The organism is Vibrio sp. PSi01 (genome assembly GCF_054960695.1).
Window position 1 is genome coordinate 391,826 of the sequence record NZ_JBHNYN010000004.1, and the last position, 16,527, is coordinate 408,352.

The 16,527-nt window shown below is 42.7% G+C and carries 15 protein-coding genes and 1 pseudogene; 6 read left to right on the plus strand and 10 right to left on the minus strand.

Annotation, left to right across the window (positions count from 1 at the left end; all coding sequences use genetic code 11):
• Positions 1–11: 11 nt before the first annotated feature.
• From ACFI6G_RS08945 to ACFI6G_RS08955, 3 genes are all read right to left on the minus strand, one after another.
• Entirely contained in the window at positions 12–962 is a 951-nt protein-coding gene (locus ACFI6G_RS08945; protein WP_016768310.1) for an iron chelate uptake ABC transporter family permease subunit, read from the minus strand.
• A complete protein-coding gene (locus ACFI6G_RS08950; RefSeq protein ID WP_016768309.1) occupies positions 955–1,908 on the minus strand; it encodes an ABC transporter permease in 954 nt (317 codons plus the stop codon). Before ACFI6G_RS08950 ends, ACFI6G_RS08945 begins: the two co-directional genes overlap by 8 nt.
• 98 nt (positions 1,909–2,006) lie before the next feature.
• Positions 2,007–2,939, minus strand: a complete 933-nt coding sequence (locus ACFI6G_RS08955) for a siderophore ABC transporter substrate-binding protein (protein ID WP_016768308.1) — start codon at positions 2,937–2,939, stop codon at positions 2,007–2,009.
• Between the two features lie 1,132 nt (positions 2,940–4,071).
• Here ACFI6G_RS08955 and ACFI6G_RS08960 point away from each other — a divergent pair.
• Positions 4,072–4,281, plus strand: coding sequence for a hypothetical protein (locus ACFI6G_RS08960; RefSeq protein WP_010430480.1), 210 nt, complete (start codon positions 4,072–4,074; stop codon positions 4,279–4,281).
• Positions 4,282–4,511: 230 nt separating this feature from the next.
• Here the strand turns inward: ACFI6G_RS08960 and ACFI6G_RS08965 are convergent, their stop codons facing one another.
• The gene (locus tag ACFI6G_RS08965) at positions 4,512–5,105 is read right to left on the minus strand and encodes a hypothetical protein (protein ID WP_016795043.1); all 594 of its coding nucleotides are present in this window, start codon (positions 5,103–5,105) and stop codon (positions 4,512–4,514) included.
• A gap of 458 nt (positions 5,106–5,563) precedes the next feature.
• On the opposite strand from ACFI6G_RS08965, the pseudogene ACFI6G_RS08970 reads away from it, so the two are divergent.
• Positions 5,564–5,821: pseudogene (locus tag ACFI6G_RS08970) on the plus strand (hypothetical protein); the annotation flags it as partial.
• Between the two features lie 101 nt (positions 5,822–5,922).
• Here the strand turns inward: ACFI6G_RS08970 and ACFI6G_RS08975 are convergent.
• From ACFI6G_RS08975 to ACFI6G_RS08990, 4 genes are read right to left on the minus strand one after another with little or no spacing between them, the layout of a single operon-like run.
• The gene (locus ACFI6G_RS08975; protein ID WP_016789047.1) at positions 5,923–6,582 is read right to left on the minus strand and encodes a potassium channel family protein; all 660 of its coding nucleotides are present in this window, start codon (positions 6,580–6,582) and stop codon (positions 5,923–5,925) included.
• Complete coding sequence (locus ACFI6G_RS08980; protein ID WP_016785968.1) at positions 6,583–7,662, minus strand: AI-2E family transporter; 1,080 nt, start codon at positions 7,660–7,662, stop codon at positions 6,583–6,585.
• A gap of 23 nt (positions 7,663–7,685) precedes the next feature.
• Complete coding sequence (locus ACFI6G_RS08985) at positions 7,686–8,705, minus strand: DUF2955 domain-containing protein (protein WP_010430494.1); 1,020 nt, start codon at positions 8,703–8,705, stop codon at positions 7,686–7,688.
• Positions 8,695–9,816, minus strand: coding sequence for an HlyD family secretion protein (locus ACFI6G_RS08990; protein WP_010430498.1), 1,122 nt, complete (start codon positions 9,814–9,816; stop codon positions 8,695–8,697). The genes ACFI6G_RS08985 and ACFI6G_RS08990 overlap by 11 nt, the downstream gene beginning before the upstream one ends.
• 159 nt (positions 9,817–9,975) lie before the next feature.
• Between ACFI6G_RS08990 and ACFI6G_RS08995 the strand changes: the two genes are divergently transcribed.
• Positions 9,976–10,983 (plus strand): helix-turn-helix domain-containing protein, encoded by a 1,008-nt coding sequence (locus tag ACFI6G_RS08995; RefSeq protein ID WP_462710248.1) that lies wholly within the window; start codon positions 9,976–9,978, stop codon positions 10,981–10,983.
• 257 nt (positions 10,984–11,240) lie between these two features.
• On the opposite strand, the gene ACFI6G_RS09000 is transcribed toward ACFI6G_RS08995, so the two are convergent.
• Positions 11,241–11,669, minus strand: a complete 429-nt coding sequence (locus ACFI6G_RS09000) for a PACE efflux transporter (protein WP_462710249.1) — start codon at positions 11,667–11,669, stop codon at positions 11,241–11,243.
• Between the two features lie 138 nt (positions 11,670–11,807).
• On the opposite strand from ACFI6G_RS09000, the gene ACFI6G_RS09005 reads away from it, so the two are divergent.
• Together ACFI6G_RS09005 and ACFI6G_RS09010 are read left to right on the plus strand one after the other, a co-directional pair.
• The gene (locus ACFI6G_RS09005) at positions 11,808–12,710 is read left to right on the plus strand and encodes a LysR family transcriptional regulator (RefSeq protein WP_010430506.1); all 903 of its coding nucleotides are present in this window, start codon (positions 11,808–11,810) and stop codon (positions 12,708–12,710) included.
• A 389-nt stretch (positions 12,711–13,099) separates the two neighbouring features.
• Positions 13,100–13,444, plus strand: coding sequence for a hypothetical protein (locus ACFI6G_RS09010; RefSeq protein WP_016768301.1), 345 nt, complete (start codon positions 13,100–13,102; stop codon positions 13,442–13,444).
• Positions 13,445–13,645: 201 nt separating this feature from the next.
• Here ACFI6G_RS09010 and thiE read toward each other — a convergent pair whose 3' ends face one another.
• Complete coding sequence (gene thiE / locus ACFI6G_RS09015; RefSeq protein ID WP_010430512.1) at positions 13,646–14,263, minus strand: thiamine phosphate synthase; 618 nt, start codon at positions 14,261–14,263, stop codon at positions 13,646–13,648.
• Positions 14,264–14,524: 261 nt separating this feature from the next.
• Here thiE and ACFI6G_RS09020 point away from each other — a divergent pair, with 261 nt between their 5' ends.
• Positions 14,525–16,468: a methyl-accepting chemotaxis protein gene (locus ACFI6G_RS09020; RefSeq protein ID WP_016768300.1), complete on the plus strand. Its 1,944-nt coding sequence runs from the start codon at positions 14,525–14,527 to the stop codon at positions 16,466–16,468.
• The last annotated feature ends 59 nt before the right edge of the window (positions 16,469–16,527 follow it).

Sequence of the window (16,527 nt, forward strand, 5' to 3'; positions counted from 1 at the left end):
ACTTACTACCTTTACTGAATTCTGGTGCGTAACAACAAGAACATAAAATACAAACCGCCGACCAAGTTAATGATCACACTCACTGTGGTTTCAAACGCCATCACTTTTTCGATAAACCATTGGCCAGAAACAAGTAGCACCACCGCTAATAAACTGCTGGCAATGATAAGCACACGATGCTGATAAGAGCTGAACATCTGACGAGCCAAGCTCACGGTGATCAAGCCAAAGAAAAGTACTGGGCCAACCAAAGCAGTAGACACAGCCACCATCACTGACACAATCACCAAGATAATCTGAGTCAGTCGCTTGGTGTTCACGCCTAAGCTTGTCGCGTTATCGACGCCAAGCCAAAGTACATCGAGCTTGGGCGCAAACAACCATAGTCCAAGCAAGCTCAAACCCAGTGGAATAAGACTGAGATAAACCAGCTCACCTTTCACATTATTGAAACTTGCGAACATCACATTCTGCAGCACCGCGAACTCGTTCGGGTCAATCAACATCGCTAAGAAGCTAGACAGACTCGAGAATACGCTGCCACACACAATACCAATCAACAGCAGTGTAAATACGTTGTTTCGCTTGCTCTTAAAGTAGAAGTGGAACAGGGCAAATGAGAACAAGATCATCACAGTCACAGACAACGAAAAGTTAGCGATGGAATCAATCACCCAGAAACTGGTACTGCCAAATACAAACAGAAGCACCGTTTGAACCAGCATGTACAAACTGTCAAAACCCAAGATGGATGGGGTTAAAATTCGATTGTTAGTAATGGTTTGAAAAACCAATGACGATGCAGAAATCGCTACCGCCGCCAACACAATCGACAACAGTTTTGGTAATCGCAGAGACAAGAAGAACTCGTAGTTATCCCACGTGAGTCCCTGCCCCACAAATACTGCCGCCATACCCAAAGATGCGATAGCCAGAATCGCAATTTTTATTGAATCACGCATTCGACTTGTCTCTCATGATTAGGTAGATAAAAATTAAGCCACCAAAGATGCTGATTACCATCGAGATTGGGATCTCATAAGGGAAAATGACTATTCGAGCTAATAAATCACAAGCTAATACTAAAATCACGCCCCAGTAAGCTGTCCAAGGTAAAATCTTCTTCATGTTATCGCCCATCATCAACGACACGATATTCGGGACAATTAAGCCAAGGAATGGAATGACGCCAACGATCATCACTACAGAAGAGGCGCAGATAGCAACAAGCGCAACACCGATGAAGACGATTTTCTGGTAATTCAGGCCGATGTTTTTAGCAAAGCTCTCGCCAATGCTCGCCGCGCTAAATTGGCTCGCAAAGTAGTAAGCCAACACACAGGCAGGCACAGCCAGATAAAGGATTTCGTAGCTGCCTTGCAACACACTTGCAAAGTTCGCCATCGTCCATGCCGACATGGTTTGCACTAAGTCGTACTTATAAGCAATGAAGGTTGTTAAAGACGAGACGACATTGCCGTACATGATGCCAATCAAAGGCACCAAAACCGCATTTTTGAATTTTAGGTGTTGTAAGAAACGCACCAACAACATGGTCCCGAAAACGGCAAACGCGAAAATAAAGCCTAAGTAGCTCCATTGCGCGGCATTACCCAGCACTAGAATACCAACGATGTAACCTAACATGGCACAGTCAATGGTCCCCATAGTCGAAGGTGCGGCAAACTTGTTCTGTACGATCTGCTGCATGATCAAGCCTGCGACACTCAATCCCGCGCCAGCAAGCACAATCGCGAACAACCTAGGAATTCGACTAACAATATAAATAGAGTTGGCGTGTTGGTTGCCGTTGAAGAAGTCACTAAAACTAATTTCAGCGACTCCAATCATCAATGACGCAATGCATAACACAACAAGAAATACAGCAGCTGCAATGGGTTTCAACATAGAAATAATACTAAAGGTAGGTCTCGGGTAGCCCGTATGAAAAGTGAAAAGGGCTTATAAGAACACTCTTATAAGCCCAAAAATCTGATGATGAGTAACTATTGAATAGTACGTTCAACATCACCAAGCATTCTGTGAATCGCAGTCACACCACCGCCTGCCAGATACCAAGCACTTGAATCAAGGTAAACGATGTTACCTTGCTGCGCTGCAGGTGTTGCCGCAACTAATGGGTTATCAAACAGTTGTTGTGCGCGTCCTTCAGATCTGCCAATCGCTTTTTCGCGGTCAAGAACGTAAAGCACTTCAGGTTTCGCATCAGCAATGTATTCAAAAGAGATTAGATTGCCGTGTGTTCCTTTGATCGGAGCCACTGTTGCACTCTTTGACTCAACGAAGCCAAAATCATCAAAGATGATTGAGAAACGGCTGCCTTTGTTGAACATAGCGATGTTGTTGCCGTTGTTCATTAGCATCATGGCTGAAGTTTCGTTAGACGCCACTTTGTCGTTTATCACAGTGATCGAAGCTTGAGTCTCTTTAATGATCGCTTCGACCTCAGCTTGCTTACCAAAAATGTCGCCTAGCGCGCGCCAGTTTTGTTGAGCGTCAGCCCAGTACTTATCACCTTCAATAGAGAACATGACCGTAGGAGCGATCTGTGTTAGTTGGTCGTAAACCTTAAGCATGCGGTTTTCCGCGATGATGATGTCTGGTTTCAACATGTAGATAGCTTCAAAATCAGGTTCGCTCAACGAGCCAGTGTTCGCAGTCGTTTCTTTGTATGAAGCGAGGTAATCAGGCAGCAAGCTATGAGGCGCGCCAACTGGTTGCACACCAATTTGATCTAGCACGTCTAAGCTACCATGGCCAAGAACCACCACTCGCTGTGGTACTTCAGTAAACAGCGCTGTGCCTTTAACGTGTTCAATCGTGACTGTGTTTGCTTGAGCCATCGCCATCACTGACGATAAAAGAACGATAACAAGTCCGCTCAATAGCTGACGAACTGCATTGATTGTTTTCTTCATGTTTATTCCTTTGCCATTGATACAAACCACCACTCATGACAATGAAAGTCACATTACTCATAGGTGAGTATGGGGCGTACACAACCGCTAAATAACGATAATTTAAAGTCTGCCGCCAAATTGACAACATACCTGTAACGCAAGTGAGAATTATTATCAATTATATTTGCACTAAATTGGTGTAACAACAACTTTCTTATTCAGAAACGTTAAAGTGAGTATTCATTTTTTGTTAGATCAGGTAGTGGCGAGTAGAACTCACAATTGAAGGTCTCTGTAGTAAGAGCGACCTGGAAAAAATGCGACTCAAGTCAGTGGAGGTTCATAAATCAGGAGGCGCTTTCTCATCCATAAGCTTGATTGTTCAAAATAGCATCAGAATAAGGAAATAGGTCCAGATGAGAAATATGGATGGAGTGATGTCGGTAATTTTTAAACGCGAATAGCTGAAAATACAGCAAATCATTAGATTTATCAGAGGATAAGCTCGGTGACATTCCCGAACCAATCAACAAAAAGAAGCTTTATAGCTTTAGCTCTATAACTCAAAACCCAACAGTTCACAAATAAACCAGCCTTCCAATTTACAATGTAAACACTTTATATAACAGAAAGTTAAAATGAAATATCATAAAAAAGGCAATCAGTAAACCTAAGATAACTTGAGTAAGAACTGTAGTTACCCCAGACAGTGAGGCGATGAACCCTACTCTATTCGCTCATTTAACCCTCAATTAGTGGCGTTAATTTATTCAGGCTTATTTAAAGTTTAATTGAAAATAAGGTTGTAATTTAAAAAACTAGGCGTATAGTTCGCCACTTGGCTCTAATCTATAGAGCTGTTAATGCTAAAGTAAGTCCAAGTTCCACATAGACAGTTCTCGATTCCCTCGTTACACCATCTCTGCGTCAGCTTTCACCCAGATAGTCATTCAATAGCTTTTAAATTCGATCCCACTACCGTTCTATTCATCATTTGCTTTCTTTAAAGTAAGCGAATCAACAATAGTTCGACGACTTAAATATAAATGTAATAAACACAAGGCACAGTTATGTCACGCAGAACAACACGACAAACCCATTGGTACCAATTATCACGCGACAAATCAGTTAATAAACTTAAAGGTAGTAAATGCTCACGATAAAAATAGACTTACATAAAGAAGAAATTTCATGGGTCACCGAGATCCGACAGCTCAATAGCGATATACTTCACCGCCACATATTGCCTAAGCTACAACACAACAGTTATCTCATCGACTTTGAATTTAATGAACGAGACAGCATCGGAACTATCGTTTCGGGCAACGGAAACACCCTAGGACATTTCACACTCCTATAGCATTTCCAAAGGCTACAAAAAGAAACACTGCCTAGTTCCAAAGATACAAAAGATGTCACCCTCAATTCGCTCTAGCTGAACGAAATAGAGTAGAAGTAAAACAGATCAGAAACCTAGCCCTTTTTGCATTTCACACGCGGCTAACGCTAGCTAGGTTATCGTGCTTCTATTGAAACCAACTTATATCAAACTCTGAATCACCAATGAGTCATTATCAGTGCATTCATGGACTAATAAGTTAACGGCATAGACCTTAACTTCTGATCCAAAGTATATAAGTGTTCTGCAGCTTGCATGTGTTGAGGGTAATCACTGAACTTCTCACGATTTTCCTCATTCATCTTACATGTCTCATCCACCAGCATTAACTTCCAATACAGCTTTGTTGTATGCAGCATCGCCAGTAAAGGTTTGAACACCTCTTTCTCATAAGCTTGAATCAACTCTTCAATCAACTCGTCACGTTCGTCTTCGCTTGCGATTGAACCATTGGTTGCCGACAATACTTTTTGATATTTCAGATTGAGTTGCAGCTTATCCATGACCGTTTGGTTTTCTTCCGCTAACTCAACAAGCTTCGACTTAATGATGTTTACCCAATTCGCTTGGCTCAGTACTGTGTCATCAACGTTGGTAAAGTCTTCTCGTATCTGTCGTTCAACATCTTTTTGAGCTTTCTTTAAAACCGCACGCACCTTTTGGAAAGGCAGCTGATATTCCTTACTTAGCTCGATAATCAGTTTATGAAAACCACCATTTGGAAGGTGTAAGTTTTCTTTAAACATCGCCATTGCAGCTTCTTGCTGTTCGGTAAGGTGAGTCATTCTGTTTCCTATTCTTTATTACTTATGGTGCTGAGCCTGCGATCATACCACTATATAACCTCGTTTTTTCGGTAACTTAATAACTTACACCTAGGCAGGTGCTTAATTTCTCTCAACGAATTCCCTTTCGGCTAATTTCTAAGCTACGTGGCACTAAATGGTAAATATTTCACGTTGAATATTCGTACATTACGTACTCAGGAGATAGAGCTAGACAGGAGTCATTATTTATATGTAAAAGATAACAACGAGAGATGAGATAACAAGATGACCTACTCAGAATACAAAGAATCAGATTTACATAAATGCTTGAGCATTGCGGCTGAAGCGATGACCTCAATCGCCAAGTTTGCTTTTAAAGCCACTACCCTTATCTTTCGCCTTTTACGTTGGCTTGCAGTAAAAACTTACACCTATGTCATGAAGTAACCGTTGGTATTGCCACAACCTCCCTTTCAAAACTGAACGACGGCCTAGACCCAAGCCTCAAAGAAGCTCCTGTAGGACCAATCTCAAACAATCGCACGATTGAAACGGGTACGATGATTAAGATCGACAAAAACACGATTCAAATGGATATCGTCTATACCTCTGGTGAAACAGGAACGCTTACCGGAATCAAAGATGGTCAAAACGTTAGCTACTATATGGATGGTCAGCTCGTGTCGCAAACGACTATCGAAAAGCTAGAAAAGATACAAGGCACTGAGGCCTAAGATTCCTAGGCCACACAAAATTAAAGTTCAAAGCCCATACATACTTTGAAGCTCATACGATAGAAGAAGCCCGGCAATTACCGAGCTTCTTTGTGTGTCCTTTATTGGGATTGAGATTGAGCAAGCCGAATACTCACCAAGCTCGCCACCATGATGGCCAAGTAGAAACTGCCAATAATGGATTCCATAAACACAAAGAACTGAGCAATAGGCAAAGCCGGTGATATATCACCGTAGCCAACCGTGGTCAACGTAATGAAACTAAAGTACATTGCATTGAACAAGTTTGTTAGCCAAATTTGCTCTTCTAACCCATTAAAGGCTTTAGGAAAGATTTCTAGAATCAACAAATAGATAGTCGACCAAGCAAACCCCAACAGTAAGTAAATACAGATAGAGCCGATGATGTGATTAGGGGTTACCGTTTTTGCTTTCATCACTTGCTTTAACGCAGAGTAAATATGCGAAAACAAGAACACAGCCAACGCCGATAACGTTACTACCGATAAGTTATAGCCTTCCAAAAATGAAAACACACCAGACACCAAGGCCGTGATCAACAACATCCCATACCAAGAGCGATACAAAGCTCGCTCTTTATGAATACCAACAATTGAACTCGCCAAAGTAATAATGATAATAAATAGTATTGTTTTCTGTCCTTGCGGATAGAACTGCTGCATCACAGCACAACCAAAAAACAACACCAACAGTGCATAAAACAAGAAGTAGAAGTTGTCGTCTTTCGAAACTGGTTTCATTTACTTTGCCTCTTGGTCTTCTTCGCCTTTATCTTCAAGACCAAGCCAAGCCATCATAAGTTCGTAGGTCAAACTGAGTATTACTGCACCAACAAATAGGCCCACAATACCCGACATTGCCATACCACCTAACGCACCTAACAGAATCACCAACATAGGGATATGAGAGCCGCGGCTCAACAACATCGGCTTCAAAATCGCGTCACTACCGCTCACTAAAATACACCACACTAAGAACAAACTCGCCGCAAGTGTCGATTCAACACTGAACATGTAGATGATCGCAGGTAGCAGAGCAAGAATGGGTGGCAGTTGGATAATAGCGATCAACAATACCGCTAACGCCCACATGGCTGCCGCTGGAACGCCCGCAATAACTAATCCGATTGCTGACATGATGGATTGAATGACGGCCACACCAATCACACCTTGTACTACGCTACGTACCGTTGCTTTAGATAGTTGAACAAGTTCTTTACCTTTACCGTCAGTTAAGCGAGCCACCAAGTGAATCACACCCGTTTGGCATCGCTCAGCGTTACTCATGAACGCGCCAGCAATAATGGTCGAGATAATGAATTGAATAAAACCGCCCCCCAAAGAACCTAAAACAGACGCTGCTTTAGATGCAAAGATCTTCAATTCGTCAGCATATTTGATAAAAGTGCCTTCTATATTATTTGAGGCGGCAACCAATGTTGAATAAACCCTCTCTCCAATGAATGGAATCTCTTGTAAGGACTCTTTCGGTTTAGGCAGTGATAAGGTGCCGTCTTGAAGACCGGTCATCAAATCTGAAGTGCTGGTGTAAATACCAGAAGAAAGTGCAACGAGAGGAATCAGTAACAGAATTACGCCAATAAAGCTCAGCAATGCACTGGCTTTTCCTTTTGACATACCCGTTTTATTTGAAATGGCGACCGCCACTGGATACAGCGCAGTCGCAATAATCGCCCCCCACACCACCAGTAAAATAAATGGGCGCAAAATCGAAAAACACCAATAGACGAGCATGGCAATGGCTGCAATTTTGATTGCGGCATCAATCGCCTGTTTTGAAAAATCATCGGTTAGCTTCATGAGACGTCCTTGTATGGCAAAAATTAAGGCTGATTTTGTAAGAACTTCCAATTCCTGGTTTCAAGGAAGAGTGAAGCCAAAATCATATAGACTCCAATTATCACTAACTGGAATATGCGTATGAATGCGTTGCTATCAATATCACCTGAGCTCATCAATGTACTCCCCACAAGTACCAATAAGGTACTGAATGCAGTGGCAAAAATCGGTGCTTTTTCTGGAACGGTGTAGATCTTCGTGGCCATCAAAATAGCGACAAGACCTATAAATAAAGAGTAGAAGACAATATTGGGAACAATAGAAAGGATTGAAAAAGCGGTAATCGCCAGCATGCCCCCAATACCATTACTGATGACTAAAAAGACGCTCAGTTTTACAGATTTCTCTGAAGTAATCATTAACGACAACAACGCAATAAACATCATAGTTAACAATGCTTCAGAGATCTGAAAAATAAAGAAAAAGCACACGACAGGATAAGAGATGATCATCGCTCTAAAAGCAGCATACCAACGTTGTTTCTTTTCGAGCGGCACTGGATCAAAGCCTGAAAAGCCCGTTTTAGGTTCAGGAAAAAACACATGCACTAACGCAAAAATCATCACTGAAACGACACCCGATGTCGCCAAACCAGAAGCCAACATGACCGAAACGCCAGGGTTATCAATCGCCATAAATGGCAACATCAACACCGCGATTAATAGCACAGTCGCAAACAAGTTCCATTTAGGGTCAACGAATAAGTAGTAGCCCCATAACATCATCAACCCAACTAAAATCAACAGAGGAATCGGATAATGGGTAATTCCGCGCGACAGCAATAAACCCAATGCCATGGTGGCGACTACTGCCAACAAGAGTTCGTAGACTGTTTCCTTGTGCAGGTTAGGCTTATCGAGTAGGAACTTAGCTGTGAACACCGGCGCCACAAATGCGAGTGGCCAGTTAATCCATGCAGCCAAAAATACAGCCAACGTAACGCCTACGGTATAACGCAGGATCCGTTGCTGAATTTGATGGTCGAGAATAGGCTTATCGGACATAAGACAGTACGCTTATGAATCGAATCCAAAGCTTGCCTATTGCGTTGAAAACGAAGTTATCACCACTATAAACAATCACATCAGCCTGACCACCCACACGTAGCATGCCTTGCACAGTATCGCGTTCAAATTCAATGGTGATTGGCAGCATCTGAGTTTGGCGTAACCAACCTGTTTGTTGACTCGCTTGAGCTAGTTTACCAGCTTGATCATTTTGTCCCCAATCGACCCCCCAATCGATACTGCTCACTCGACCCTTCACGATTCGACCCGGAGCAAAATCTAGAGCAACTTCCACTTCATCACCGACCGCGACATTGCCTAAACTATTTTCGCGATAGTAAGCTTCGATCCAGATATCTTCGGTTGAGACAAACGTCATAATGGCTTGCCCCGCAGATGCATAGAAACCTTCTGACAAACTAAAATTAGACACACCCCCTTGAGTTGGCGCTTTGATAACCGTGCGTTCTAGGTTTAATTGAGCTTGCTCTAGGGCCAATAATGCCGCTTTCACTTGGCTGTTTTCTTTGCCCTCTTTACCCATTTGTTGTTTAGCACGTTCCAAATCCGCTTCCGCATTAGTAACACCAGCACGAGCAGTTGCTAGTGCAGCGCGGGCTTGGTCAGCATCCGATTTAGACACGACACCTTTGTCTGCCATTTCCAACACTCGTTTAGCCTGTAATTGAGTGTTTTGCTTCTCAACCAGAGCAGAGGTTAACTTGGCTTGCGCAGAAGCAATGCTCGCAGTCTGAGCACCGACATTCTGCCCTGCGATTTCTAAGTTTTGCTCTGCCTGTTGAACTGCAATTCGATAATCAGACTTATCCAAAACCGCAAGTGTGTCGCCTTGATTAACCAATTGGTTTGGTTGTACTAAAATATCAAGCACCTTGCCCGACACTTCAGGTTTGATAGGAACGATATAACCCTTCACACGTGCGTTATCAGTAATAGGAATAATTCGATCGGCGATAACACTAAATAACAGTGTGAATGCCACAAACCCGAGTAAGTAATTGGTGACCTTTCTTACCTTATCTTTACCATTTTCGGGTTGGCTACTTTCTTCATTGTCGTCTTGCTTGTTCCCTTTGACTTCTGACATGGAACTCCCTTCTCAATAGCTAAAATCAAACAAAATTAATATCTTAAAAATAAACCCGACCATGGAAAACTCAAGTAAATAGGGTTAGATTTACTAAACAAAACACTGTAAATGATATGCACGTCTAATAACGTATAGATACACAAGGATTGTTTGATCATGGCTACTCGCTCTTACCAAGTCCCAGTAATACAAACAAGTTATGCCAAAATCTTAGTGCAAGTGTTCACGGACTATGGCTTAGACCTGTATAAGTTGCTTGAAGACTCAGGCTTGCCGCCCGGCCTCATTGAATCAGAAAGTGACTTTGTGCCGTCTGAATCCATCAAGCGACTGATTTATCTGACTTCGTCACAACTCGGTGTCTCTCGATTTACGGATGTGCTCGGTTTGGCCTTTAAACGACGAATCATCCCATACGTCTTGCATCAGTTTACCGAGTTTGAAACGATTGAGGATTCGTTAAAACACATCAACACCATTTTCTCTTATGATTCTCCCGGTAGTAGAGTCGACTTCATTCAAGAGCATGGTCAGAGTTGGTTCTGCCGAACCGCAACTGAAGATAATTCACCCATGTTCCAATGGGGCGAAGTTTTTGCCATTACCTACATCATCGAATTAATCACCATTCTATATAAGTCACCTTGGCAACCAACCAAAGTGCGTTTGCAAGGCAATGACACCGACATCGTTAAAACGCTGCTTTCCAATCACTGCCAGCTGTTTGTCGGCCATCGCTCTACCGCGGTTCTTATCCCTGATGAGATCTTACAACTACCGATTCGACTCACCGCCAAAGACTTAAGTAACAAGCCGGCGATCATTGAATGGTACACAAGCTTTACTGACAGCGTTTACGAGTTACTCAAACCCTACATGAAGGAGCAAGACCTCTCACTTGAAGAGGCAGCTGAACTCTTAAACTTTTCTGTACGAACATTTCAACGTAAGCTGAAAAACGAAAATACCACCTACCGGAAAATCAAAGAGAACCTGATGTTTTCCGTCGCATGTGAGCTGATGGAAGAAGGCCATACGTTGACTTACATTTCGAGCCAATTGGGTTACACCAATATTTCCCACTTTTCTAGAGCCTTTAAACGAGTCTCCGGTATTACCCCAAAGATTTACCAACGCTCAATTTCGGCTCAGACACGATTATAATTAACCAAGGCAATTGGCTCTGGGCAACTCGGACTAGAACTACATACCCTATTTCGGCCACTGCCCTTGGCACGATAAAGCGCCCTATCCGCACTTCGATAGCTTGCTTCAGGTTTGGCTTGTATTTCAAATTATCACCTTATTGAAGATAGCAGAATAAATGACGAGTGACCTAGGCTTACTAGCCGAATACCTCCGTAAAAATAACGAATAAACAATCAGTTAGTAGCCAAAATAGCGTTTACTGACTTAGCAGATTACTGAACTGCGAGATTGGCTCTATGCACCAAAAACGCTCGAACATGGTCGTAAATCAGGTTGAATACAAATGCGTAAATGGTAATAAAAATGGTCACGCCGATATCCATCAAAAATGCCTGCCAAATACCGACGTTGAGCAAGTACGCCATCACAGGGATCGTCGCCACCAGCAAGCCAGCCTCAAATAACACGACATGAAAAACACGTAACTTAAGTGAACGCTGTGATTTTTCCCCCGTGAAATAGCAATCAAAAATGCGATTAAAACAGTAGTTCCACATCATCGCGATACTCGCAACAACTATCATGGTTCCTGATAAGGCGTTCACATCATGATCGGTAAATATCGCTAAGCCGACAATGGAAAGTGTTACGGCCAATACTTCAAATAACACAGAGTGAAACACTCTTTCTAACGTACTCATACATTCCTCTAAATAATCTATTATGTGTTGGATTGGTCGAGATTATGTCATCTGAAATAATAAGAGAAAGTTAACAGCCATCACGAATAGTGATAGCCTGAACATTATTAGCCCATATTGGATTGAGTGAGAGCTAGCATGTACAGTTTTGAGCAATTAAAAGTCTTCGTCACTGTGTGTGAAAGCGGATCTTTTTCAGCGGCAGCGCGCAAGCTGAAACGTGCTCAATCCGGCGTCAGCCAGTCGATCGCCAACCTAGAGATAGCCATCGACCAAGAGCTGTTTAACCGAGAGAAAAACATCCCCGTTTTAACCAACACAGGTAAAGCGTTATTGCCTGTCGCTAAGTCCATTCTTGATCAACAAAAGTACTTCGACCAAAAAGTAGAATCGCTGACACAAGAAGACGAACATGAACTGATCATTGCGGTTGATGAAAGCATTATCGATAAGAATTTCATTAAGATAATCAGCTCGCTAGCCGATCAATTCCTTATCACACACTTCGATATCATTACCACTTCAACATTCGATGTCGAAGACTTAGTGAGACGCGGCAAGGCGCAAGTTGGAATCATCTATGCCGATGGTGAGCTAAAGGTTGATATGGACTTTTTCTTGCTTGGCCAAGCGCGTTTCCTAACTGTCAGTTCGGCTACTCACGAACTGAGCCAATTACCCGTAGTGCAAGACTCAGACTTAAAGCGTTATCGCCAATGTGTGCATCGCAGTTCGAAACAACGCGAACTATGGTTCACTTACGGCATTAGCTCCATGCTTTGGTATGCCAATAATCATAAGACCATTGTTGATCTCGTTGAACAGAATGTTGGCTGGGCAAATGTGCCTGAAATGATGGTAATGAAAGGGATTGAAAAAGGAGACCTTGTGGCTTTGCCTGTCGCACACGAGCATGGTGGTTGGATAACACCTGTTGGTTGCTTGGTGTCTCGCAGTCACATTAACGGCCCGGTTCTTACTAGCCTCATCGAGACCCTTGAACGGTATTCACTGCAATACAACCAATGGCAAGTAAACTAAAAGCTGATCCATTCTTAGAATCGAGGTTAGTAATGATTACGCCTCGACTACCTCATTTTAGCTTATCTTGCCGATAAATATCTTTGTCGTCTGGATAAAACACCCTAGTTGATGTCCCAAAGTGACATAACTACTATGCGATCCCAACGGGTTTGTCTTTTCGAACGAATATAGACAGTCCCAAATCGCTCTTTAACAACACTGACCCAACTTCAAATCTTCGAAATAAGTGTCCCTGCCCTGCAAGAACTTATGACAGCTTCAAATAGATCACTTTTGAATATTGATTCGCCCCAGTTTATGAGCCCTCTTTGAGTGCTTTTCTATATCTAAATGAACCTTTTGGAAAATTTGTCGTGAACGTTTTAAGAAATATTTGCCCTGAGAAAATGGGTAAAGAGCGTAACAAACGAGAGTATGATTTACGCGTACTTAATTGTGTCAGTGAAAGCGAATATGAATCGCGTATGGCAGTTTGGAATAGTCTAGCTTTGGCTGCTACTCCTTCTGTTTCAGAAACAAAAGGCTTCATCGATGAGGCTTTCAACAAACTGCAGCAAGACTTGAAAGAAGCCAGCCGTGAGTTATCAATTAACTACACGGACTTTATCGCGATGGCGCATGAAGAAATCAATTACATTAAAGCTTTTGTCGCGAATAAAACAGCGCAATACGGTTGGTACACCGCGATCGTTCTTATGATCATCGGCACTGTTGCTCTGTGCGCTCAGTAGACCAAACTGAATATTCAACAGATAATTCTGTACATCCGATAAACTGTTTATGTCCCTTATATGTTTACATAGGTATATAGAATATCGTTCTTAATAGTTTTCCTTAAAAGCTCAGTCGATAAACATAAGCACACCTCTGTGCTTATGTTTTAACTAGAAAACAAACAGCTAAACGCATTATTTTCTGGTCTAAATACCCTTTCACTCCTCCATTAGGGACAACAGATCCTGCGTTGCTTTTTTCGGGTCTTTTGCGTGACATATCGCAGAGACTAATGCCAACCCATGGATGCCTGTTTGCGTTAACTGAGGGATATTCGATTCGTTGATTCCACCAATACCGACAATCGGCAGCTTCGTTGTCTCCAAAGCCATTTGAATACCTTCATAACCCCAATGCTTTTTTAGATTAGTCTTGGTCGGTGTTGTAAAAAGCGCACTGAGACCAATGTAATCAATCGGCAAATCGTCAGCTTGTTGAAGTTGTTGCTCATCTTCTATCGACAAACCTAGAATCTTATCTGGTCCAATCAACTGACGCGCTATGATTGGTGGCATATCCGATTGACCCAAATGTAAGCCATCGGCATCCACCGCCAATGCAACATCGACTCGGTCATTAATGATCAAAGGTACGTCTGTTCCTGCCAAAATAGACTTAACAGCTTGTGCTCGTTCAATGAACGCTCTTACATCTCCATGCTTTTCTCTTACTTGGACCATGGTGACGCCACCAGCAACTGCTTGTTCAACCACGAACTTGAGCGTATCTAAATCTTGTTGGTCATCCGTTACTAAATAGAGTTTATAAAGGGTCATATCGCACCTTTGGCGTTGAAGTCTAAATTGAGTTGTTACCATTTTACCGACAATTATCATCATGTGCATGGACGTTAATACTAAATTAGCTCAATTAAGCGCGCGCTATTAAATATGCAACCCGTTGAAAATGTGTTGAAAAAACTGAATTACTTAACTAAAGCGTTACTTTTTACACAAACTATTCACTTTGAGTATGCCCGACACACCGTTTTATGAAATACTGCTCTGTGAAAGAATCAGGTCAATATAGGGATAGTTATGCGCCACCTTTCTATAGCGCTCAAGATCAAGCTGGGTTATGCCATCTGCTTGCTCTTTTTCGTCATTTCAGGCTTTGTGAGTTACAAAGGTATCCAAACCTTGTCGAACGGTTTTAGCCAATACAGTGAGCTCAGCCATAAAGCGACATTATCAGGCAACATTCAAGTGCACTTTCTTCAGATGCGTTTAGCCTCTGAACGTTACTTAGAGTCATTGGATGAGCAATACGAAACGAATTATCAATCAAGCAAACTCGCGATTGATGAACTGCTGAACAATCTAATCCAAACCACCACCAATACCGATAGTCTCTCGAGCCTGCAATTAGTGCAAGACAGCGTTGCAGCTTTTGATTCGGCTTATGGGTCAATGAAACAAAGCCAACTCCTCATTGACCAGTTGGTAAATGTGGAGATGGTCAAAAGGGAAACCAACGCACTGAAAGCTGCTCAGAGCTTGTTGTATGAGTCTTACAACAACAACGATCCAAACGCGAGCTTATACGCCGGTATGTTGATGGAGAATTTCCTCGCCGCCAAGATCACTGTGCTGAGTTACTCAAACAACAACGACCTCAAAACCTATGAGGCCGGTAAAGACATTTTTGAATATGCTCTACCAGGTATCGAAGGTGATATTGAATCTCTTAAATCATCCCCTTATCAAAGTGAACTGATTGAAGATTTCTCTAACCAACGTGAAGCGTACGCGAAAGGTTTTGAGCAAGTTCATCAGCAGATGATTGAGAACACCCAAAGAACCGCTACTCTCGCCTCTATTGGCGATAGCTTAGCTATTTCGGTAGCTGATGCTCAAAGTATTCTCGAACAACAAAAGCAAGCGCTCACGCCGGTACTGCAAGCCAGTGAAAAACGCTCCATTCAAATCATCTTCTTGCTTACAGGAGTGGCTTTGCTTATTGGCATGACAAGCGCGGTTTTGGTGACTCGTTCTATCACCAAAGGTATCGCACAGGTTAAACAGATCACCAATGAGCTTTCTCAAGGCAACCTGAATGTTGAAGTGAACATTGAAAGCAAAAACGAGATTGGCGAACTACTGACCAACATGGAGGTCACCATTGAATCTCTGCGCGATATCGTTGGCCAAGTGAACCGCTCTAGTGTGCGTATTGGTGAGATGTCCGAATCTCTTAATCAAGTGACTAACAACAGCTCGACCAACGCGACACAGTTGAACAATGAAATGATCAATATCTCGTCAGCCGTTGATCAATTGGCTTCGAGCACATCGGAAATTGCTTCAAGTGCTAACCACGCCTCTCAAGTTGCAAATCAAGCGACCGAGAATGTCGCGATGGGACTTAAAGAAGTAGACAAGACACTGCATGAAATTGGCAGCGCCGATGAAAGCATGCAGGTGAGTAGCCAGAAAGTGACAGACCTACACAAAGAGTCGATGAACATTGGTGCCATTCTTGAAGTAATCAAAGGCGTTTCTGAGCAAACCAACCTGTTAGCATTGAATGCGGCTATTGAAGCTGCGCGCGCAGGTGAACAAGGTCGCGGGTTTGCCGTCGTAGCTGATGAAGTAAGAACGCTTGCTAAGCGCACCCAAGATTCTGCTAGCCAGATTGATGAACTCATCACATCGCTGCAGCGTGGCGCTAAAGATGCGTTAGAGTCGATTAAGGAGAGCCACAGCACGGTTTCCGATGCTTCAACTCAGGCACAGCAGGCTTCTCAGAACTTGCATGTGATTAACCAACACATTCAAGATTTAAATCAAGCCAATAGCCAAATCGCGGTATCGGTTGATGAGCAAGATCGTCTAACCAAGTCACTCGGTGAGAACGCGCAAGGTGCAAACACCATCGCGCAAAGTAACCAAGAGTCGGTAAGCAGCATTTCAGGTGCAGCGAGCGACTTAACCGAGGTTGCTCATCACCTAGAGAGCCAAGTGAATCGATTTAGAACCTAGCAAGCTAGTCTATACACAGCTTCAAACCAATAATAAAAAGCCCCCAGCACATAAGTATC

What these genes read in the sequence shown, in the direction of transcription:
- ACFI6G_RS08945 (WP_016768310.1), bottom strand. Translation starts at nt 962, where the DNA reads ATGCGTGATTCAATAAAAATTGCGATTCTGGCTATCGCATCTTTGGGT.
- ACFI6G_RS08950 (WP_016768309.1), bottom strand. Translation starts at nt 1,908, where the DNA reads ATGTTGAAACCCATTGCAGCTGCTGTATTTCTTGTTGTGTTATGCATT.
- ACFI6G_RS08955 (WP_016768308.1), bottom strand. Translation starts at nt 2,939, where the DNA reads ATGAAGAAAACAATCAATGCAGTTCGTCAGCTATTGAGCGGACTTGTT.
- ACFI6G_RS08960 (WP_010430480.1), top strand. Translation starts at nt 4,072, where the DNA reads ATGCTCACGATAAAAATAGACTTACATAAAGAAGAAATTTCATGGGTC.
- ACFI6G_RS08965 (WP_016795043.1), bottom strand. Translation starts at nt 5,105, where the DNA reads ATGACTCACCTTACCGAACAGCAAGAAGCTGCAATGGCGATGTTTAAA.
- ACFI6G_RS08975 (WP_016789047.1), bottom strand. Translation starts at nt 6,582, where the DNA reads ATGAAACCAGTTTCGAAAGACGACAACTTCTACTTCTTGTTTTATGCA.
- ACFI6G_RS08980 (WP_016785968.1), bottom strand. Translation starts at nt 7,662, where the DNA reads ATGAAGCTAACCGATGATTTTTCAAAACAGGCGATTGATGCCGCAATC.
- ACFI6G_RS08985 (WP_010430494.1), bottom strand. Translation starts at nt 8,705, where the DNA reads ATGTCCGATAAGCCTATTCTCGACCATCAAATTCAGCAACGGATCCTG.
- ACFI6G_RS08990 (WP_010430498.1), bottom strand. Translation starts at nt 9,816, where the DNA reads ATGTCAGAAGTCAAAGGGAACAAGCAAGACGACAATGAAGAAAGTAGC.
- ACFI6G_RS08995 (WP_462710248.1), top strand. Translation starts at nt 9,976, where the DNA reads ATGGCTACTCGCTCTTACCAAGTCCCAGTAATACAAACAAGTTATGCC.
- ACFI6G_RS09000 (WP_462710249.1), bottom strand. Translation starts at nt 11,669, where the DNA reads ATGAGTACGTTAGAAAGAGTGTTTCACTCTGTGTTATTTGAAGTATTG.
- ACFI6G_RS09005 (WP_010430506.1), top strand. Translation starts at nt 11,808, where the DNA reads ATGTACAGTTTTGAGCAATTAAAAGTCTTCGTCACTGTGTGTGAAAGC.
- ACFI6G_RS09010 (WP_016768301.1), top strand. Translation starts at nt 13,100, where the DNA reads ATGGGTAAAGAGCGTAACAAACGAGAGTATGATTTACGCGTACTTAAT.
- thiE (WP_010430512.1), bottom strand. Translation starts at nt 14,263, where the DNA reads ATGACCCTTTATAAACTCTATTTAGTAACGGATGACCAACAAGATTTA.
- ACFI6G_RS09020 (WP_016768300.1), top strand. Translation starts at nt 14,525, where the DNA reads ATGCGCCACCTTTCTATAGCGCTCAAGATCAAGCTGGGTTATGCCATC.